Raw genomic sequence first — 19,733 nt, 5'->3', positions numbered from 1 at the left:
CATGGCCGCGCAGGACGCGCAGCACACCCGCCGGGCCGGCCCGGGCCGCACCGGCGACGTCCTGGAGACCCAGGTCATCGTCGTCGGGGCCGGCCCCGTGGGACTGCTGCTCACCGCCGAACTGTGCCTGCACGGCATCCAGGTGGCCGTCGTCGAGCAGCGCCACCGCCCCACCAAGGAGTCCCGGGCCTCCACCCTGCACGCCCGCACCATGGAGCTCTTCGACAGCCGCGGCCTGCTGACCGACCTGGGCAGGGCGCCCACCGAACCCCGCGGACACTTCGGCGGCCTGCCCCTGGACCTCACCCTGCCCGGCGCCTACCCCGGCCAGCACAAGGTGCCCCAGACCAAGACGGAGTCGGTGCTGGAGGAGTGGGCGCTCTCGCTGGGCGCGGACATCCACTGCGGCCACCGGCTGCAACTGCTCGACCTGGTCCAGGACGGCGAGGCCGTCGAGGCCGAGGCGGTGGGCCGCGACGGGCGGCCGGTGCGGCTGCGCGGCCGCTACCTGGTGGCCTGCGACGGCCAGGACTCCACGGTGCGCCGGCTGACCGGGGCCGACTTCCCCGGCCAGCGCGCCGCCCGCGAACTGCTGCGCGCCGACGTCGAGGGCATCGACATCCGGGACCGCCGCTTCGAGCGGCTGCCCGGCGGCCTGGCCATCGCCGCCCGCCGCCCGGACGGCGTGACCCGGGTGATGGTCCACGAATTCGGCGCGGCCGTACGCCGGCGCACCCAGCCCCCGCAGTTCGCGGAGATGTCCGCCGCCTGGCAGCGGGTGACCGGCGAGGACATCAGCGCCGGCACCCCGCTGTGGGTGAACCACTTCGACGACGCCAACCGCCAGCTCACCCACTACCGGCACGGCCGCGTGCTCTACGCGGGCGACGCCGCGCACCGCCAGATGCCCATCGGCGGGCAGGCCCTGAACCTGGGCCTGCAGGACGCCTTCAACCTCGGCTGGAAACTCGCCGCCGTCCTGGCCGGCCACGCCCCCAAGGACCTGCTGGACACCTACCACGACGAACGCCACGCGGTGGGCAGCGCCGTGCTCGCCAACATCCGCGCCCAGGCGATGCTGCTGCTGGGCAGCGCCGAGGTGGAACCGCTGCGCGCGGTCCTCGCCGAGCTGATGTCCCAGGAGCAGACCCGCACCCGCCTGGCCTCGATGATCAGCGGCCTGGACATCCGCTACGGCACCTGCGGGACGGGCCACCCACTGGTCGGACTGCGCCTGCCGCACGCCCGGGTCCGGGTGGGCAGCGCCACCTGCACCACCCTCGAACTGCTCAGGTCCGGGCGCGGGTTGCTGCTGGGCCTGGACGGCCGGGTGCCGGCGGTGGGGGAGCGGTGGGCCGACCGCATCGACCTGGTGGTGGCCCGCCCCGAGCCCGACAGCGACCCCGGCGAGCTGGACAAGGTGAGCGCCGTGGCGGTGCGCCCGGACGGCTACGTCGTCTGGGCGGGGGCGAGCCAGGACCCCGGCGGCACCGGGCAACTGGCCGCCGTCCTGGAGCGCTGGTTCGGCGCTCCCCGCTGACCCGCGGCCCCCTCCTGACCCGCCGCCACCGCCCTGCCGCACGAGCACCGCCGAACCAGCAGATCCCATCCGAGCAAGGAGAGGCAGGACATCATGGCAGCAACAGCGGTGGACACCGACGTCATCGTGGTCGGCGCCGGACCGGCGGGGCTGATGCTCGCGGGCGAACTGCGCCTGGGCGGGGCCCGGGTCACCGTCCTGGAGCGGCTCGCCGAGCCGACCGGGCAGTCCCGGGGCCTGGGCTTCACCGCCCGGGCCATGGAGGTCTTCGACCAGCGCGGACTGCTGCCGCGGTTCGGGCAGGGCGAGACCCTGGCGGTCAGCCCCATGGGCCACTTCGGCGGCGTGCAGTTCGACTACACCGCCCTGGAGGACGCGCACTTCGGGGCCCGCGGCATCCCGCAGAACGAGACCGAGACCGTCCTGGAGGAGTGGGCGCTGGAACTCGGCGCGGACATCCGGCGCGGCTGGGAGGTACAGGAGCTGCACCAGGGCTTCCTGGACGGCGACCACGTCGAGGTGAGCGTCGCCACCCCGCACGGCACCCGGCGGCTGCGCGCCGCCTACCTGGTGGGCTGCGACGGCGGGCAGAGCGCCGTCCGCAGGGCGGCCGGCTTCGGCTTCCCCGGCCTGCCCGCCAGCCGCACGATGTTCCTGGCCGACGTGGTGGGCTGCGGGCTCGAACCCCGCTTCCTGGGCGAACGCCTGCCGGGCGGCATGGTGATGGCGGCCCCCCTGGCGCCCGGCGTGGACCGCATCATCGTCTGCCCGCACGGCACCCCGGCCCGCGACCGCGACGACGACATCACCTTCGCCGAGGTCGCCGCCGCCTGGCAGCACATCACCGGCGAGGACATCAGCGCCGGCAGCGCCGCATGGGTCAGCTCCTTCAGCGACGCCACCCGCCAGGTCGACACCTACCGGCGCGGCCGGGTCCTGCTGGCGGGCGACGCGGCCCACATCCACCTGCCGGCCGGCGGCCAGGGACTGAGCACCGGCGTGCAGGACGCGGTCAACCTCGGCTGGAAGCTGGCCGCCACGGTGCGCGGCACCGCGCCCCAGGGCCTGCTGGACACCTACCACGGCGAACGCCACCCGGTCGGACAGCGGCTGATGATGAACACCCGCGCCCAGGGCATCGTCTTCCTGGGCGGCGAGCAGTCCGACCCGCTGCGCGCCCTGTTCGCCGAACTCATCGAGCACGACGAGGTCAAGAAGCACCTCGCCGGAATCGTCAGCCACCTCGACATCCGCTACGACCTCGACACCCCCGCCGCCCCCGCCCACCCCCTGCTCGGCCGCCGCCTGGCCAAGCGCCCGCTGAGCGGCGCCGACGGCGAGAGCGACACCGCACGCCTGCTGCACCCGGCCCGCGGCGTCCTGCTGGATCTGGCCGACGACGCGCGGGTGCGCACCGCCGGCGCCCGCTGGGCCGGCCGCGTCGACACGGTGACCGCCGCCGCCAAACCGGTCGAGGGCGCCACCGACGTCCTGGCCGGCCTGGACGCGGTCCTGGTACGGCCCGACGGCCACGTGGCGTGGACGGGCACGGGCTCCGCGCACGGCCTGGATGCCGCGCTGGAGCGGTGGTTCGGCCCGGAACGAGCGGCGTAGTGGCGACGGCCTCCCGCCCGGCCACGGCCGTCGCCCCGCGCCGGAACAGCCCGGGCCAAGAGGGCGCGGGCCACGAGGGCGCTGCCCAGAACGGCGCGGGCCAACCGGGCGAGGACGGTGCGGGCCAACCGGGCGAGGACGGTGCGGGCCAGGTCCGTGAGATCGTCCTGGACACGGGCGGCCCGGCCCTGTCCGCCCTGCTGTGCGAACCCGCCGCCGCCCCGCGCGCGTTGATCGTGGCGGTGCACGGCGGCGGCATGCGCGCCGGGTACTTCCACGGGCAGGCCCGCCCGGACCTGTCCCTGCTGCGCCTCGGGGCCCGCCTGGGATACAGCGTCCTTGCGGTGGACCGGCCCGGCTACGGCAGGTCCGCCGCCGCGCTGCCGGGCGGCCTGCGGGTGGCGGAACAGACCCCGCTGCTGCGCGCCGCCCTCGCCGGCTTCGCCCGCCGCCACCCGGTGGGCGCGGGCGTCCTGCTCCTTGCGCACTCCTTCGGCGGCAAGCTGGCCCTGTCGCTGGCCGCGCAGGCCGAGGGCGGCGACCGGCTGCTCGGTGTGGACGTCTCGGGCTGCGGGCGCCGCTACGCGCCGGACGCCGAGGACGACGTGCGCCACGGCCGCCCCGGCGGCCGGCGCCGGCACTGGGGGCCGCTGCGGCTGTACCCGCCGGGCACCTTCCGCGACGGCGCGGGCATGATGACGCCCATGCCCGCGCAGGAGATGGCCGACCTGGCGTCCTGGCCGGGGCTGTTCGCCGCGATCGCCCCCCGGGTGCGGGTACCGGTCCGGGTCACCTTCGCCGAGCACGAGCTGTGGTGGCGGCACGAGGACAGCGAACTGGCCGCCCTGGCCGCCGCCTTCACCGCCTGTCCCCGGGTCCTGCTGGAACGCCAGGAGGGCGCGGGCCACAACATCAGCCTGGGCTGGGCGGCCCGCGCCTACCACCTGCGGGCCCTGGCCTTCCTGGAGGAGTGCCTGCCCCCGGGCGCCGCCGCGCACGGCGGCGCCGGGAGCTGAGCGCGCCGGCGCCGCTCAGGCGTCCAGCACCACGATGTCCAGCTCCCGCAGCCGCTCGGGCCCGGCCACCAGGTCGATCGCGGCGATCCTCCCGTCCTCGATGGTGAAGTTGAAGACCACGATCGGACGCTTCTTGGACTGCCAGACGGCTCCCACCGACCCGTCGATGAGCGCGATGCGGGCGGCCTCGGCGCCGCCGGAGAAGATGCTGGCCACACCCCGGGCGCCCTCGGTCAGCGGCGCCGCGCCGATGCGGACCGCCGTGTCGTCGGCGTGCATGGTGGCGTCCGGGGCCAGCAGGGTCAGCAGCCGCTCGAACTCGCCGCTGCGGGCGGCGGTGAGGAAGGCGTCCACGAGCTTGTGCTGACGCTGCAGGTCGGGCAGGGGAGAGGCGCCGTGCACGCGCCGGCGGGCCCGGCTGGCCAGCTGGCGGGTGGCCGCGGGACTGCGCCCGATGATCGCGGCGATGTCGGCGAACGGCACGGCGAACGTGTCGTGCAGCACGAAGGCGAGCCGCTCGTCCGGGTCGAGGGTGTCCAGGACCACCAGCATCGCCAGGCCCACGGAGTCGGCCAGCACGGCCGCCTGCTCGGGGTCGGAGGTCTCCTCGGTGCGGGGCTCGCCCGAGGGTTCGGCGTGTTCGGCCAGGAACTCCTCGCGGCGGCTGCGGGCACGCAGCATGTCCAGGCAGACCCGGCCCACCACGGTGGTCAGCCAGCCGTCGAGGTTCTCCACGCTGTCGGTCTCACTGCGGTGCAGCCGGATCCAGGCCTCCTGGACGGCGTCCTCGGCCTCGTCGGTCGACCCGAGCATGCGGTGGGCCACGGCTTGCAGCCGCGGACGCTTCTCCTCGAACGCGCGAGCCAGTCGTTCGTTTTCCTGCATGACCACCGTCGTCCCCTTCGATCCCGGTCGGTGTGTGACAAACGCCTGTCACATCTTCGCGCTGCCGGGCGTCATAGCAGTGACGAACGGGACCACCCGCGTGTGACGGGATGCGGCAGCCGACGGTTTGCGCAGGGCGCCGCGCCCTGGTCGCGCTCTCTCCCGGACACAGACCGGAGCTGTCGAGAGCAGGCTCCCTGACCCTTTGCGAGCATCCATGACAACGCTACGACGTCGACCAGACACCCACAGTGACAGTCCAGGCGCCGGAGCCGGGTTCTTGACCCGCTATGCCCGAATGGTCAGCGGCCGCCGCTCCAAGTGGGCCGTACTCGTGATCTGGCTGGTGCTGATCTCGGCCGGCGGATCCCTTGCGGCCAAGCTGGGAGACGTACAGGACAACGACCCCGAGACGTGGCTGCCCTCCAGCGCCCAGTCCACCCAGGCGGTCAAGCTGGCCGAGGAGCACTTCGCCGACAAGGACAGCAGCACCGCCATCATCATCTACGCCCGCGGCGGCGGACTCACCGACGCCGACCGGACCAAGATCGCGGCGGACCGCACCACCCTCCAGGACGACGTCGCCGTCGGCGACGTCGCCAAGGCCCGGATCTCCGAGGACGGCAAGGCCGCCTTCCTCAGCTACCCGCTGCGCACCAGCCCCAGCGACAACGGCGTGCTCACCGACGCCGTGAGCGACTCCGAGGACATCGTCAAGAAGGGCGCACCCGACGGCCTCGAGATCCGCATCGCCGGCGAGGCCGGCAGCGTCCGCGACTTCGCCGACGTCTACAGCGGCATGGACGGAGCGCTCCTCGGCGCCGCCCTCGGCGTCGTCGCGCTGCTGCTCCTGCTCACCTACCGCAGCCCCGTCCTGTGGCTGATCCCGCTGCTGACCGTCTTTTTGGCCAGCCAGGTCGCCAGCGGCGTCGTCTACCTCCTGGCCAAACACGCCGGCCTGCTCGTCAACGGCCTCAGCGCGTACATCCTGATGATCCTGTGCGTGGGCGTCGGCACCGACTACGCCCTGCTGCTCATCGCCCGCTACCGCGAGGAACTGCACCGCCACGAGGACCGGCACGAGGCGATGCAGATCGCCGTGGGCCGCTCCCTGCCGGCACTGGCCGCCTCCGCGGCCACCGTGGGCGTGGCCACGCTCTGCCTCGTCTTCGGCAGCATGAACTCCACCCAGGGCCTGGGCCCGGTCGTGGCCATCGGCATCGCGGTGGTCTTCCTGGCGATGACCTCGCTGCTGCCCGCCCTGCTCGTCATCCTGGGCCGCTGGACGTTCTGGCCCTTCGTGCCGCGCCACACCCCCGGCTACGACGCCAGCGCCGAGAAGGAGCACGGCGCCTGGGCCCGCGTGGCACAGGCCGTGGGCCGCAGGCCCCGCGTGATCTGGGCCGCCTCCCTGGCCGTCCTGGCCCTGCTGGCGCTGGGCACCACCACCGTGGAGACCGGCCAGACCCAGGCCGAACAGTTCACCAAGAGCGTCGACTCCGTCGAGGGCCAGCAACTGCTCACCAAGCACTTCCCCGCGGGCTCGGCGGCACCCGCCGACATCTACGTGCCCGCCGCCGGCGCCGACACCGCACTGCGCACCGTCCAGGACGTGCCCGGCGTGGAGTCCGCCGACACCGGACGCACCGCGGACGGCTGGACCCACCTGACCGCCGTGTTCCAGGACGCCCCCGACACCGCGGCGGCCAAGGACACCGTCGACCGGATGCGCACGGCCCTGGACAAGAGCGAAGGGGACAGCGCCCGGGCCGTCGTGGGCGGCCAGACCGCGATCGTCCTGGACACCTCCGACGCCCAGAAGGACGAGGAGATGCTGCTGATCCCGCTGATCCTCGCCGTCGTCTTCCTCATGCTGGTCCTGGTGCTGCGCGCGGTGGTCGCCCCGCTGGTCCTGCTCGCCTCGGTGGTGGTCTCCTACGCCTCCGCGGTCGGCGCGGCCTCACTGCTCTTCCACGCCATCGACCACCCGCGCATCGACCGGGGGCTGCTGCTGATCGGCTTCCTGTTCCTGGTCGCCCTCGGCGTGGACTACACCATCTTCCTGATGGCCCGGGTCCGCGAAGAGGTCAAGCTGCGCGGCCACCGCCAGGGCACCCTGACCGGCCTGACCGTCACCGGCGGGGTCATCACGTCCGCGGGCGTCGTGCTGGCGGCCACCTTCTGCGTCCTGGCCGCGATCCCCACCGTGTCCTCGCTGCAGCAGGGCCTGCTCATCGCGATCGGCATCCTCCTGGACACCTTCCTGGTGCGCAGCCTGCTCATCCCCGCCCTCTCGCTCAGCATCGGCCCGCGCATCTGGCGCCCGGGCCATCCCGAGGACGAGGCGCCGCAGCCCAGCGAGCGCCCGTCACAGACCGCCCGCGTCGACGTCGGCACCTGACCGACGCGCCGGACGGAAGGGGCGCCGCGTCGAATCCCCCGCGACGCGGCGCCCACACCCCCGGCCCCCAGGCCCCCGCAGACCCGCGGGCCTGCCGCTGTCACACATGCCCGATCCCGTTCGTCATAGAAGTGACGCTGCCCCACAGCGGCGTCAGAAGTTGATCGAAGAGAGGAAGAACCATGGAAGCGCGCCTGCAGAACCCGGCGATGATCCTTGACGCCACCCAGTCTGTGCAGGACCTGTACAAGGCGATCTACTCCGGTGGTGTCCCAAAGACGACCCTGGACCTGGTCCACCTGCGCGCGAGCCAGATCAACGGCTGCAGCCCCTGTGTGGACTCCGGGGCCCGTGGTGCCCGCAAGGGCGGCGAGACCGAGGAGCGCCTGTTCGCCGTCGCCGCCTGGCGCGAGACGACCTACTTCACCGACGCCGAGCGCGCCGCACTGGAGCTGTCCGAGACCGCCACCCGGCTGTCCGACCGCTCCGACCCGGTGCCGGACGACGTGTGGGAGCGGGTCTCCGCCCACTACGACGAGAAGGGTCTGGCGGCACTGACCCTGATGATCGCCCTGACCAACTTCTTCAACCGCCTCAACGTCACCACCAAGGCAGTGGCCGGCGCCTGGGGCTGACCGACCCGGACACGGCTGAGGCCGGCCCCCTCCCCGGCGGGCCGGCCTCAGCCGTTTCTGCGTACCGCTCACCGCCTGCGGGCACCCCTGGCCGGCACGAGATTGATGCGCCACGACACCCCGAACCGGTCGGTCAGCCACGCGAACCGGGCACTGAATTCGTACCCGCCCGCCGGCATGATGACCTCTCCCTTCTCGGAAAGCGCCGTGTAGAAACGATCGAATTCACTTTCCGATTCGCACTGCACGTATATCGCGGTCGCGGGGGAGAAGTCGTACGAATCCCACGGGGCAAGATCATATCCAACGGCCCCGGGCGGAGGCATGTTCGTGCACATGAACATTTGCCCGTCGAGTGTAAAGACGGCGTGCTGCAGCGTCCCTTCCTCCCACCCCGCCTCCCCGGCCCGCGCCCGGATCATCCGGTGCACCTCGGAGTTGTCGAAGAGCGAGACGTAGAACTGCAGAGCCTCCTCGGCCTCCCTCCTGAAGGTCAGGAACGTCATCAGTTTCGGCGCCGGTGTCGCAGGCATCGTGGCTGCTCCTGTCGTGGTCGGGGGCCCAGAATATTTCCCGGAGCACCGGTATCGGCCGATCATCACCGTTCAACTGAGCATTTCTCCGGTTGAACAAACCAGTCGAGCAAGCCACCACCGAAGCTCATGGAGAGGTCGAGACCCCGTCGTAACGATGTGGGCGTCTCGAACCGACCCGAAGGGTGAGTGTTCCGTGAGCGAGAACGCATTGCCGGCGGCGAAATCCGCCCGTTCCGAGCGGATCGCCGCGCGAACTCGCGGCGAGAACTGGAAGAAGCCACCGCGCCGCATAGAGACCTCGGAGTGCATCACCTGCGACAGCTGTCTGCGCGGCTGCCCCGAGGAGTTCGGCGCCATATTCGACCGCGGTCTCGACGTCATCATCATTCCCGAACTGTGCTCGGGCTGCCCCGCCTGCGTGCTGGAGTGCCCCGTCGACTGCATCTACGTCGACGAGGACTGGGACCCCACCGACCCCGGCCTGTGGAGCCACATCGACCTGTCCGCGGGCACCTCATGAGCGGGCCGGCCGAGCGCGAGAACCGCCGCGCCGCCAACGCGCGCAAGCGGATCAGCCGCCGCCCCAGCCGCCTGGGCACCCCCGCGGGCACCGCGCCGGGACCCGACCGCACCCGCGAGGCGGGCGCCGGGTTCCCCGCACTCCTCGAACGGGTCTGGGAACGGGCCAGGACCGCCGCCGACCCGCGCTCCTGCGTACAGATCCTGCTCAGCCTCGACGGACACGTGCCCCCCGACGTACAGCTGCGGGCCCTGAGCACCTCCGACGAAGCCGCCCTGCGCGCGCTGTGGGCCCTGACCTGGCGCGAGGACGCCACCGATGTGCCCGACACCGCCCTTGAGAGCGCCGTCGACCACATCGAGGCGGCCGCCGAGGAACCCGTGTTCACCGGCGAACTGGCCCTGGCCACCAGCGGCCGCATCGTCCTGCGCGGACCCGCCCAGGGCCCCCTGGACCGGCGCGACCTGGTCGGCGGAGTCGTGCGCGTGCCCTGGTCCCTGCAGGCCGCCCGCGCCTACCACGCCACGATGGGCCGGGCCGCCGACCGCACCGCCCGCACCGTCGCCGACTGCCGCGCCTGGCTGGAGCGCCAGGGCGAGAAGGGCCGCGACGAACTCCTGGAACAGGCCAAGGAAGCGGCCCTGCGCACCGCCCCGTTCGTGCTCTACCAGGAACACCGGCAGTACACCAACTTCCGCGAGCAGAACAGCCTCACCGGCAAGACCCTGTGGCCCGGCCACCCCGACTGCGTTCTGAGCAGCCTGCAGCAACTGCCCCTGGAACTCTGGTCCGACCACGACGTCCAGCTGGTGGCAGGCCTGACCCTGCTCATCCGCTCGGCCGGCTTCGGCCGCATCGAGGAGGCCAACGGTACGCAGTTGAGCATCGAGCACGTCGCGGCCATGCTGGAACGCATCCGCCGCTCCTACAACAGCGTGCCCGGCGAACCGGTCGCGCCCGCCGCCACGCACGGCATGGAAGACCTCAAGACCCTCGCCGAGGCCCTGGGCACCCGCCGCCGGCAGGTGATCCGCCAGGTCCCGCTCTACCGCGAGATCCACGGCACCCTGATGCACAAGGTGGAACGCATCGCCGCCGACACCCAAGGGGCCCGCCGCCGCGACGAGGAGGTCAGCCGCCGGCTGGCCCAGCGCCTCCCGCTGAGCGGCACCACCCTGGACGAACTGGGCCACAGCGCCGCCGCCCGCCCCCAGTGGCTCGCCCAGCCGCACGGCCCCTACGGCACCGGCCTGGAAGCCCTCGTCCACGAGAGCGTGGCCGCCGTCGCCGACGTCTTCACCACCGACTTCGCCATGAGCCGCGGCATGCGCGACCTGCCCGCCCTGATCGACGCCCTGCGCACGGAGAGCTGGGCGGAGATCTGCGGCTGGGACATCACCCACTACTTCTGCTGCGTGGTGCCCCGCCCGCAGGCGGCCGCCCACTTCGGCGGCTCCCGCCAGGCGATGGCGGACGCGGCCTGGGCGATGTCCTCGCGCATGCAGTACAACTCCTGGCACTTCGTGCCCGGCAACCTGCCCCGCCACCCCGCCGTCGTGGCCCGCGACCACTTCGTCCCGCCGACCATCCCCGACATCGCGTTCTTCTCCGACCAGCACCACCACGGCCACGTCTCCAACAAGGTGCGCTTCTCCATCCGCTCCCCGCAGGCCGTCGAGGTGGCCGGACGCACCTTCAACGGCTTCGTCGACCTGCGCCTGCTGCGCTGCGCGGGCACCCCCTTCGAGGAGGCCGACCTGCTCGCCGCCCACCGGGTGTCGCGCTTCGTGGCCCGCGCCACCGGCCTGGCCGCCGAACTGGCCCTGGCCGGCGCCCCCCTGAAGGTCACCGCGTTCGACGCCGCCTGGCACTGGCACACCGCGGCCGGCCCCGACGCCACCCGCCCCGACCCCCTGGGCACCCCACGATGACCGCCCCGGGAATCGGCGACCTCACCCAACGGCTGCGCCAGGGACAGACCACCGCCACCGAACACGTCCAGTCCGTCCTGCACGCCGTACGCACCAAGGACACACTGGGCGCCTTCGTCACCGCGGCCGGCGACGAGGCCCTGCGGGCCGCCGAACAGGTCGACCGGCGCATCCGCGAACGCGGCCCCGACGCCTGGCGCGGCGCCCCGCTGCTGGGCGTCACCGTCTCCGTCAAGGACCTGCTGCAGACCCGCGACCTGCCCACCACCCGCGGCTCCCGGCTGACGAACCGGCGCCCGCGCCAGGACGCCCCGGCCGTCGCCCGGCTGCGCGCGGCCGGCGCCGTCGTCATCGGCAAGACGACCACCTCCGAATACGGCTGGAGCGCCTCCACCCTGGGCCAGGTCACCCCGCCCACCGCCAACCCCTACGCCCCCCACCTCACCGCGGGCGGATCCAGCGGCGGGGCCGCCGCCGCGGTCGCCACCGGCCTGGGCGAAGGAGCCCTGGCCACCGACGGCGCCGGCTCCATCCGCATCCCCGCCGCGTTCTGCGCGGTCGTCGGCTACAAACCCTCCTACGGGCGGGTGCCCTACGTGCCCAACGGCGTCGAACGCCTCGCCCACCAGGGCACCCTGGCCCGCACCGTCGCCGACGCCGCCGCCCTGGCCGACGTCATCGCCGGACCCCACCCCGGCGACCCCGACTCCGGCCTCGGCTCCATCGACCGGCCCCCGGACAGCCACGACAGCCGCGCCCGGCCCATCGGATGGATCGAGTACGAGGGCACCAGCGACGAGATCCGCAAGGTGACCGAACAGGCGATGGCCGCCCTCAGGGACCAGGGACACCAGGTCGAACGCACCCAGGTGCGCTGCCAGGACCTCTACCCCGCCCTCGTCGACATCCTCGCCGCCGCCGAAGCGGCCGGCACCCCGCCCCAGGACGAGGAACGCTGCGACCCCGGCCGCCTGGACATCGTCCGCTACGGCCGCACCCTGAGCGCCGCCGCCCTCCTGCGCGCCGAAGGCGTCCGCCAGCAACTGCGCACCCGCCTGCGCTCGGTGATGCGCCGCTACAGCCTGCTGGCCATGGCCACCGTGCCCATCGAACCCTTCGACCTCGGCGCCATCGGCCCGCCCTGGGCGGCCGACCCCCGCGACCTGCTCTGGCTGGCCTGGTCGCCCGCCTCCTACCCCTTCAACATGACCGGCCAGCCCGCCGTGACCCTCCCGGCCGGCCTGACCGGCTCAGGACTGCCCGCCGGGATCCAGCTCGTGGGCCCCGTCGGGGCCGACGACCTGGTCCTGACGGTGGCCCACCGGCTGGAGACGGAGCTGGGACCGCCGCCCCCGCCCCGCCCGCAGCACGCGCTCGTCCCCGCCACCGAAAGGACCCCCTGAACCCATGTACACCCGGTCATGGCGCGCCGTCTCCGCCCAGGACGCCGTCGGCACCCCCTCCTTCGTCTCCGACCACGGACTGTGGAGCCAGGAGCAGTTCGCCGCCGCCGAACAGATCGAGGCCGACCTCGAACACATCGACTTCGTCCGCCTGGTCTTCCCCGACCCGCACGGCCTGGCCCGCTCCAAGACGCTGACCGCCGACACCTTCCGCTCGGTGCTGCGCAACGGCATGAACTTCAGCCCGGGCCCCTTCCTCTTCGACACCGGACACGCCATCGCCGTCGACTTCCTGGGCGACCCCGGCCTGGGCGTGGAAGAACTCGCCGGCGCGGGCAACTTCATCCTGGTGCCCGACCCGCTGACCTTCCAGCTCCTGCCCGGCACCCAGCCGCGCACCGCCTGGGTCATCGGCGACGAATACCTGCGCGAAGGCACCGCCCACCCGCTGTCCTCCCGCGCCGTACTGCGCCGCCTGGACGCCGCCTACACCGCCCAGGGCTACTCCCCGGTCATCGGCCTGGAAGTCGAGTGGTACCTCACCCGCCTGCTCGAGGACGAACCCGGCAACGAGGGCAACGGCTTCGGACTGCAGGGCAGCGCCCCCAAGGTGGCCCCCCTCAACGCCGGCTACCAGTTCAACCTCGACGCCCGCTACGACTCCGTGGCCCACATCACCGACCCCCTCGCCCAGCACCTGAGCGCACTGGGCCTGCCCCTGCGCTCGATGGAACACGAATCGGGCCCCGGCCAGGTCGAATCCACCTTCAGCCCGATGTCCGCCCTGGACACCGCCGACGCCATGCTGCTGTTCCGCACCACCACCAAACGCTGGTGCGCCCAGCGCGGCCACCACGCCTCCTTCATGTCCCAGCCGCGCCTGGCCGCCTTCGACCCCAGCGGCTGGCACCTGCACCAGTCCGTGCGGGACAACGCCACCGGACGCAACCTCTTCGCCGCCGAAGGCCCCTCCAACGGCCCCTCCGCCCACGCCAAGGCCTACGCCGACGGCCTGCTGGCCTGGAGCCGGGAACTGTTCCTGCTCTCGGTGCCCACCGTCAACGGCTACCGCAGGCTCAACTCCCGCCACGCCCTGGCCCCCACCCGCATGGACTGGAGCGTGGAGGACCGCAGCGTCATGCTCCGCATGGTCGGCGGCGGCACCGGCGCCCACATCGAGAACCGCAGCGCCGAACCCTGCGCCAACCCCTACCTGGCCATCGCCGCCCAGCTGTTCGCCGGCCTGGAAGGCCTGGGCGGCACCACCGCCCCGGACAACGGCGCACCCCCCGACGCCGCCACCCAGCACGTGCCGCAGTCCCTGGCCCACTCCCTGGACGCCTTCCGCACCGGCCGCGCCGAACAGCTCCTGGGCCGCCCGCTCACCGCCTGCCTGACCAAGCTCAAGGAGAGCGAACTGCGGCGCTACGAGACCTGGCGCGCCACCACCGGAGCCGACGACGGACAGGTCACCGAATGGGAGCAGCGCGAGTACTTCGAGGCGTACTGACCACCGCACAGGCGTACTGACCACCGCAGAACAGAGGACGTTGCATGATTCCCCGATACACCCTGCCCGAGATGGCCGACCTCTTCTCCGACCAGTCGCGCTACGCCACCTGGGTCCGCGTCGAGATCCTCGCCACCGAGGCACAGGTACGCCTGGGCCACGTCCCCGAGGACGCCCTGCACGACATGCGCCGCGCCCCCGTGCCGCTCGCCCCCCGCGTCGCGGAGATCGAGAAGGAACGCGACCACGAAGTCCTCTCCTTCCTCGCCGCCTACTGCGAGGACATCCCCGAGTCCTCCGCCCGCTGGGTCCACCTCGGCATGACCAGCTACGACCTGGTCGACACCGCCCTGGGCCACACCCTGGCCCGGGCCTGCGACCTGCTGACGGCCGCCGGCCGGCGCCTGCGCCGCACCCTGGTCGCCCGGGCCCTGGAGCACTTCGACACCCTCATGGTCGGCCGCACCCACGGCGTGCACGCCGAACCCACCACCTTCGGGCACAAACTCGCCGGCTACGCCTTCGCCGTCGACCGCTCCCTGGAACGCCTGGCCGCGGCCCGCCGGGCCGTCGCCGTGGGCACCATCTCCGGCTCGGTGGGCACCTACGCGCTCATCGACCCGGCCGTGGAACAGCACGTGTGCCAGGCCCTGGGCCTGGGCATCGAACCGGCCCCCAGCCAGGTCGTCGCCCGCGACCGGCACGCCCAACTGGTCCAGGCCGTCGCCGCCATGGGCGCCTGCGTCGAACAGATCGCCCTGGAACTGCGCCTGCTGCAGCGCACCGAGGTCGCCGAGGTCGAGGAACAGCGCGCCAGCGCCTACCAGGGCTCCAGCGCCATGCCCCACAAACGCAACCCCACCACCAGCGAGCGCCTGTGCGGCCTGGCCCGCCTGCTGCGCGGCTACGCCACCACCGCCCTGGAAGACGTCGCCCTGTGGCACGAACGGGACCTGGCCCACCAGTCGGTGGAACGGGTCATCCTGCCCGACAGCCTCAGCGTCGCCCACTTCCAGGCCACCAAGGCCGAAGAGCTCATCTCCTGCCTGCGTGTTCACCCCGACCGGATGCGCACCGCCCTCGACCGCACCCACGGCCTCATCTACAGTTCGGCGGTCCTGGTGGAACTGCTGGGCGACGGCACCGAACGCGAGCACGCCTACCGCTCGGCGCAGGCCGCCGCGAACCGCACCGCGGCCACCGGCACCCCGTTCGTGGACACCCTGGCAGACGAGGGCGTCACCCTGCGCGAGGAACCGCGCCCCGAGCGCTTCCTCCTCCACCACGACGTCATCCGGCAGCGATTGGAGAAGCTCGATGAGCTGGAAGACTGAACGCGTCCACGGCGCCGACCTCGACCTGGACGAGGTCCTGGCCGTCTACCACGCCTCGGGCCTGGGCGAACGCCGCCCCGTCGAGGACCGCGACCGGATGGCCGCGATGATCCGCGAGGCCAACCTCCTGGTCGTCGCCCGCGACACGGACCACACCCTCATCGGCATCGCCCGCAGCATCTCCGACTTCTCCTACGTCACCTACCTCAGCGACATCGCCGTGATCGCCGCCCACCAGCGCTCGGGCGTGGGCACCGCCCTCATGGAAGCCACCCGCCGTGAGGCCCCCGACGCCAAGATCGTGCTCCTGTCGGCCCCCGCCGCCACCGGCTACTACCCGCGCCTGGGCTTCACCCGGCACGAATCGGCCTGGGTCCTTGGCCCCGGCCTGCCGCTGCAGGGACCGCCCCAGGACACCTGAGCGGACCCCACCCACGCGTCACCGGGACACCGGCCCGCACCCGCGGGCCGGCGCCCCCACCGGGCACAGCACACTCCACGGGGGAGGCATGAGCCACATACCGTCACCGGCACTGCTGGAGCCCGTCCCGCTGCTGCCCGAGGCCGCCCGGCCCGCCGAACCGGGCACACCCGCGCCCGCCCGGGCACCCACCGGCCAGCGCATCCTGGTCGTCGACGGCGACGCCGCCCTGACCGGATCCCTCACCGCCCAACTGCGCCGCCACGGCCACGACCCGGTCGGCGTCCGGCACGGCAGCGCCGCCCTCAAGGCCTACGAGGACGTCGAGATGGTCCTGCTCGACCTCGACCTGCCCGACCTCGACGGCCTGGAAGTGTGCCGCGCGATCCGCGAGGTCAGCAGGATCCCCATCATCATCGTCACCGCCCGCCGGTCCGAACTCGACTGCGTGCTCGCCCTGCACGCCGGCGCCGACGACTACGTCACCAAACCGTACGGACTGCGCGAACTCGTCGCCCGTATCGAGGCGGTGATGCGCCGCACCCGCTGGCAGCCCGCCGCCGCCCGCGAACTGGACCACGGCCGGCTGCGCATCGACGTCGACTCCCGCCAGGTCACCGTGGACGGCCGGCCCGTCGCCCTGACCCGCAAGGAGTTCGACCTGCTGTACCTGCTGGCCTCCCAGCCCGACACGGTCGTCCCGCGCAAACAGCTCCTGCAGCAGGTCTGGGGCGACTCCTGGTCCCGCCGCACCATCGACACGCACGTCAGCAGCCTGCGCGGCAAGCTCGGCGCCAGCGGATGGGTCGTCACCGTGCGCGGAGTGGGATTCAAGCTGGGCACCGGCTGAGCGGCCGGCGCCCGCACCCGGCACCCCCGACGCACGCACCGCACCCGAGCCCTGGAGAACCGATGATCACCCGACGCAGTGCCCTGAGCGCCACCCTCGCCACCGGCGGAGTGGCCCTGACCGGCGCCGGCCTGACCCCGCTGGTCGCCGCACACGTACGCGCCAGACCCCGCGGCGCGGCCGCCCCCGCGCCGGCCGGGACACCGGAGAAGTTCCGCCGCCCGATGCCGCTGCTGCCCGTGAAGAAACCCGTGGCCCGCACCGGCAAGTCCGACGTGTACGTGATGACCATGAAGCCCGCCCGCGTGGAGATCCTGCCCGGCCTGCCCAGCGACGTCCTCACCTACGACGGGCACTTCCCCGGCCCCCTCATCCGGGCCCGCACCGGCCACCCCGTGATCATCCAGCAGCGCAACCGCCTCACCGTGCCCACCTCCGTGCACCTGCACGGCGCCGCGGTACGCCCCGCCAGCGACGGCGACCCGATGCACGTCATCGAACCCGGCACGGACCGCGTCTACCACTACCCCAACCGGCAGCCGCACGCCCCGCTGTGGTTCCACGACCACACCCACCACCTCGAGGCGGAGAACACCTACCGCGGCCTGTCCGGCTCCTACCTGCTCACCGACGACACCGAACGCTCCCTGCCGCTGCCCGCCGGACGCTACGAGGTCGTCATCGCCCTGCGCGACGCCCGCCTGGACGAACAGGGCCAGCTCGCCTACGCGATGGGCGACCGCGAACGCAACACCCTGCTGGCCAACGGCGTCCCCTACCCCTACTTCCAGGTCGCCGCCCGCAAGTACCGGCTGCGCCTGCTCAACTCCTCCAACCAGCGCCGCTTCGAACTGCGCCTGGGCCAGGACGACCCGCTCGTCCAGATCGGCTCCGACGGCGGCCTGCTCACCGCCCCCCACACCACCGACCGCGTCATGCTCAGCGCCGGCGAACGCGCCGACCTCGTCGTCGACTTCTCCCGCTACCCCGTCGGCAGCAGCGTGGTGCTGCGCAACACCGCGGGCACCGGACCCGCCGAGGCGATCGGCGAGGTGATGCGCTTCGACGTGGTACGCACCGCACCGGACCCCAGCGAGATACCCGCCCGGCTGCGCACCCTGCCGCCGCTGCCCCGCCCCGACGTGCGACGCGAGGTGGTGCTGCGCATGGACGAGGGCGGCGAACACCCCGGCGCCTACATCGACGAGAAGGTCTTCGACCCCGAACGCATCGACGCCCACGTCAAGTTCGGCACCAGCGAGGTCTGGACGGTCACCAACGCCAACGCGCGGGCCGAACACAACTTCCACCTGCACCTGGTGCAGTTCCGGATCCTGGAACGCGGCGGACGGCCCCCCGGGCCGGGCGAGAGCGGCCTGAAGGACACCGTCTTCCTCGCCCCGGGCGAAACCGTCCAACTCCAGGCCGTCTTCGACCGCTACCGCGGCGACTACCTCTACCACTGCCACATGTTCGAGCACGGCGTGCGGGGCATGATGGCCACGATGCGCATCAGATGACGCGCCCCGGCCACAAGGAGGAGCCCGTGGACGCGCCGACGGGCGAAGCCGAGGGGACCAGGAGCGGCCCCCGCCGGCGCAGCGTGCGCCTCGCGCTGATACCCCTGCTCCTCGCGATGCTGCCCTCCTCGCTGGGCACCACGATCGTCGCGACCTCGATGCCGACGATCGCCGGTGAACTGGGCGGCGTCACCTACCTGTCCTGGGCGGTCACCTCCTACACGCTGGCCGCCGCGGCCTCCATCCCCATCTGGGGAAAGCTCGGCGACATGTACGGGCGCAAGCGGTGGCTCGTCGTGGCGATGGCGGTCTTCCTGGCCGGCTCCCTGCTGTGCGGACTGACCCAGGACATGGGCGAGCTGATCGGCGCCCGCACGGTCCAGGGCCTGGGCGGGGGAGGGCTCGCGGTCGGCGTCATGTCGGTCATCGGCGAGCTGATCCCGCCCCGCGAACGCGGCCGCTACCAAGGCATGATCACCAGCGTCATGGTGTTCTCCATGATCGTGGGACCGCTGATCGGCGGCGGCATCACCGACTTCGTCGGCTGGCGCTGGGCCTTCCTGGTCAACCTGCCGGTCGGCGCCCTCGCCCTGATCCTGATCGCCCGCCTGGTGCGAGTGCCCGACCGGCCCAAGAAGGCCCACATCGACTACGTCGGGGCGCTGCTCCTGGTCGTGTGCATCGTGTCCTTCGTCCTGGTCGTCACCTGGGGCGGCGTCCGCTACGCCTGGGGCTCGGGCACGATCGTGGCCCTGGCCGTCCTGTCCGCCGCGGCCCTGGCCGGCTTCGTGCACGCCCAGTCCCGGGCCGCCGAACCGGTCCTGCCCCCGCACCTGTTCCGCAGCCGCAACTTCTCGCTGATGGCCGTGCTCAGCTTCACCAACGGCTTCGTGATGTTCGGCGCGGTCCTCTACCTGCCGCTGTACCAGCAGGCCGTGCACGGCGTCTCGGCGACCGGCTCCGGCCTGCTGCTGATGCCGATGCTCGGCGCCCTGGTGCTGGCCTCCCAGCTGTCGGGGCGCATCGTGGCCGGCACCGGCCGCTACAAGGCGCTCCAGGCCGGCGGCGCGGCCGCCATGTTCGCGGGCACGCTGCTGCTGTCCGGTCTGGACACCGGCACCTCACGGCCGGCCGCCGCGCTCTTCATGGCCCTGCTGGGGGCCGGCATGGGCTTCCTCGGGCAGAACGTGATGACCGTCGCGCAGAACAGCGTCGGCGCCCAGGAAGTGGGCGTGGCCTCCGCCGCGATGACGCTCTTTCGCACGCTGGGCCAGTCGGTCGGCGTCGCCGTCATGGGCACCTTCTTCAACCACCGGGTGCGCGAGGTGATGAGCGAGCGGACCCACGGCTCCACCGTCCTGTCCGACACCCGCCTGGACGCCGAGGGCATGGGCCGGATGGCGGCCGGTGTGCGCAGCGTGTACCGCGGCGCCGTCGCCCAGGGCGTCCAGGGCGCCTTCCTGCTGGCCTCGGTGGCCGCGGGCCTGTCGCTGGCGGCCGCGCTCCTGGTCCGCGAGGTCCCCCTGCGGGCCGCCCGCAGGCAGCACAAGCAGGACAAGCAGCAGCCCTGAAAAGCAGCAGCCCTGAAATGCGGCCGGCGCCGCGGCCCGGGAAGGG

16 protein-coding genes are annotated in these 19,733 nt (G+C 72.8%); 14 read left to right on the top strand and 2 right to left on the bottom strand.

Annotated features, from left to right (window positions below; translation table 11 throughout):
• The first annotated feature begins 1 nt into the window (after window position 1).
• The 3 genes from ACFYXE_RS36100 (at window position 2) to ACFYXE_RS36090 (ending at window position 4,170) form a co-directional block, all read left to right on the top strand.
• Complete coding sequence (locus ACFYXE_RS36100; RefSeq protein ID WP_389320104.1) at window positions 2–1,540, top strand: FAD-dependent monooxygenase; 1,539 nt, start codon at window positions 2–4, stop codon at window positions 1,538–1,540.
• Between the two features lie 93 nt (window positions 1,541–1,633).
• Entirely contained in the window at window positions 1,634–3,154 is a 1,521-nt protein-coding gene (locus ACFYXE_RS36095; protein ID WP_389320101.1) for an FAD-dependent monooxygenase, read from the top strand.
• Between the two features lie 161 nt (window positions 3,155–3,315).
• A complete protein-coding gene (locus tag ACFYXE_RS36090; protein WP_389320225.1) occupies window positions 3,316–4,170 on the top strand; it encodes an alpha/beta hydrolase in 855 nt (284 codons plus the stop codon).
• A gap of 15 nt (window positions 4,171–4,185) precedes the next feature.
• On the opposite strand, the gene ACFYXE_RS36085 is transcribed toward ACFYXE_RS36090, so the two are convergent.
• The gene (locus tag ACFYXE_RS36085) at window positions 4,186–5,055 is read right to left on the bottom strand and encodes a sigma-70 family RNA polymerase sigma factor (protein ID WP_389320222.1); all 870 of its coding nucleotides are present in this window, start codon (window positions 5,053–5,055) and stop codon (window positions 4,186–4,188) included.
• Between the two features lie 280 nt (window positions 5,056–5,335).
• On the opposite strand from ACFYXE_RS36085, the gene ACFYXE_RS36080 reads away from it, so the two are divergent.
• Together ACFYXE_RS36080 and ACFYXE_RS36075 are read left to right on the top strand one after the other, a co-directional pair.
• Window positions 5,336–7,456, top strand: coding sequence for an MMPL family transporter (locus ACFYXE_RS36080; RefSeq protein ID WP_389320098.1), 2,121 nt, complete (start codon window positions 5,336–5,338; stop codon window positions 7,454–7,456).
• A gap of 182 nt (window positions 7,457–7,638) precedes the next feature.
• Complete coding sequence (locus tag ACFYXE_RS36075) at window positions 7,639–8,091, top strand: carboxymuconolactone decarboxylase family protein (RefSeq protein ID WP_361166785.1); 453 nt, start codon at window positions 7,639–7,641, stop codon at window positions 8,089–8,091.
• A 68-nt stretch (window positions 8,092–8,159) separates the two neighbouring features.
• On the opposite strand, the gene ACFYXE_RS36070 is transcribed toward ACFYXE_RS36075, so the two are convergent.
• The gene (locus tag ACFYXE_RS36070; protein ID WP_361166788.1) at window positions 8,160–8,624 is read right to left on the bottom strand and encodes a VOC family protein; all 465 of its coding nucleotides are present in this window, start codon (window positions 8,622–8,624) and stop codon (window positions 8,160–8,162) included.
• Window positions 8,625–8,820: 196 nt separating this feature from the next.
• Between ACFYXE_RS36070 and ACFYXE_RS36065 the strand changes: the two genes are divergently transcribed.
• From ACFYXE_RS36065 to ACFYXE_RS36025, 9 genes are all read left to right on the top strand, one after another.
• Window positions 8,821–9,147, top strand: a complete 327-nt coding sequence (locus ACFYXE_RS36065) for a 4Fe-4S ferredoxin (protein ID WP_389320093.1) — start codon at window positions 8,821–8,823, stop codon at window positions 9,145–9,147.
• Entirely contained in the window at window positions 9,144–11,078 is a 1,935-nt protein-coding gene (locus ACFYXE_RS36060; RefSeq protein WP_389320090.1) for a hypothetical protein, read from the top strand. Before ACFYXE_RS36065 ends, ACFYXE_RS36060 begins: the two co-directional genes overlap by 4 nt.
• Complete coding sequence (locus tag ACFYXE_RS36055; RefSeq protein WP_389320087.1) at window positions 11,075–12,481, top strand: amidase; 1,407 nt, start codon at window positions 11,075–11,077, stop codon at window positions 12,479–12,481. The genes ACFYXE_RS36060 and ACFYXE_RS36055 overlap by 4 nt, the downstream gene beginning before the upstream one ends.
• A 4-nt stretch (window positions 12,482–12,485) precedes the next feature.
• Window positions 12,486–13,991 carry a glutamine synthetase family protein gene (locus ACFYXE_RS36050; protein ID WP_389320084.1) on the top strand — a complete coding sequence of 502 codons (1,506 nt, stop codon included), beginning with the start codon at window positions 12,486–12,488 and terminating at the stop codon, window positions 13,989–13,991.
• 44 nt (window positions 13,992–14,035) lie between these two features.
• On the top strand, window positions 14,036–15,325 hold the full coding sequence (purB, locus tag ACFYXE_RS36045) for an adenylosuccinate lyase (protein ID WP_361166803.1): 1,290 nt from the start codon (window positions 14,036–14,038) through the stop codon (window positions 15,323–15,325).
• On the top strand, window positions 15,309–15,746 hold the full coding sequence (locus tag ACFYXE_RS36040) for a GNAT family N-acetyltransferase (RefSeq protein WP_361166806.1): 438 nt from the start codon (window positions 15,309–15,311) through the stop codon (window positions 15,744–15,746). Before purB ends, ACFYXE_RS36040 begins: the two co-directional genes overlap by 17 nt.
• A gap of 88 nt (window positions 15,747–15,834) precedes the next feature.
• Window positions 15,835–16,596 carry a response regulator transcription factor gene (locus tag ACFYXE_RS36035; RefSeq protein WP_389320079.1) on the top strand — a complete coding sequence of 254 codons (762 nt, stop codon included), beginning with the start codon at window positions 15,835–15,837 and terminating at the stop codon, window positions 16,594–16,596.
• 62 nt (window positions 16,597–16,658) lie between these two features.
• Entirely contained in the window at window positions 16,659–18,116 is a 1,458-nt protein-coding gene (locus ACFYXE_RS36030) for a multicopper oxidase family protein (RefSeq protein ID WP_389320076.1), read from the top strand.
• A gap of 26 nt (window positions 18,117–18,142) precedes the next feature.
• A complete protein-coding gene (locus ACFYXE_RS36025) occupies window positions 18,143–19,687 on the top strand; it encodes an MDR family MFS transporter (RefSeq protein ID WP_389320073.1) in 1,545 nt (514 codons plus the stop codon).
• Window positions 19,688–19,733 lie beyond the last annotated feature (46 nt).

This window comes from Streptomyces sp. NPDC002564 (assembly GCF_042889645.1).
Lineage (GTDB): Bacteria > Actinomycetota > Actinomycetes > Streptomycetales > Streptomycetaceae > Streptomyces.
This window is presented reverse-complemented; position numbering and strand designations above follow the sequence as displayed.

Excerpts from the sequence above, each read along its gene's own strand:
- ACFYXE_RS36060 (WP_389320090.1), top strand. The coding sequence starts at position 9,144 with ATGAGCGGGCCGGCCGAGCGCGAGAACCGCCGCGCCGCCAACGCGCGC.
- purB (WP_361166803.1), top strand. The coding sequence starts at position 14,036 with ATGATTCCCCGATACACCCTGCCCGAGATGGCCGACCTCTTCTCCGAC.
- ACFYXE_RS36055 (WP_389320087.1), top strand. The coding sequence starts at position 11,075 with ATGACCGCCCCGGGAATCGGCGACCTCACCCAACGGCTGCGCCAGGGA.
- ACFYXE_RS36050 (WP_389320084.1), top strand. The coding sequence starts at position 12,486 with ATGTACACCCGGTCATGGCGCGCCGTCTCCGCCCAGGACGCCGTCGGC.
- ACFYXE_RS36100 (WP_389320104.1), top strand. The coding sequence starts at position 2 with ATGGCCGCGCAGGACGCGCAGCACACCCGCCGGGCCGGCCCGGGCCGC.
- ACFYXE_RS36035 (WP_389320079.1), top strand. The coding sequence starts at position 15,835 with ATGAGCCACATACCGTCACCGGCACTGCTGGAGCCCGTCCCGCTGCTG.
- ACFYXE_RS36085 (WP_389320222.1), bottom strand. The coding sequence starts at position 5,055 with ATGCAGGAAAACGAACGACTGGCTCGCGCGTTCGAGGAGAAGCGTCCG.
- ACFYXE_RS36075 (WP_361166785.1), top strand. The coding sequence starts at position 7,639 with ATGGAAGCGCGCCTGCAGAACCCGGCGATGATCCTTGACGCCACCCAG.
- ACFYXE_RS36070 (WP_361166788.1), bottom strand. The coding sequence starts at position 8,624 with ATGCCTGCGACACCGGCGCCGAAACTGATGACGTTCCTGACCTTCAGG.
- ACFYXE_RS36030 (WP_389320076.1), top strand. The coding sequence starts at position 16,659 with ATGATCACCCGACGCAGTGCCCTGAGCGCCACCCTCGCCACCGGCGGA.
- ACFYXE_RS36040 (WP_361166806.1), top strand. The coding sequence starts at position 15,309 with ATGAGCTGGAAGACTGAACGCGTCCACGGCGCCGACCTCGACCTGGAC.
- ACFYXE_RS36095 (WP_389320101.1), top strand. The coding sequence starts at position 1,634 with ATGGCAGCAACAGCGGTGGACACCGACGTCATCGTGGTCGGCGCCGGA.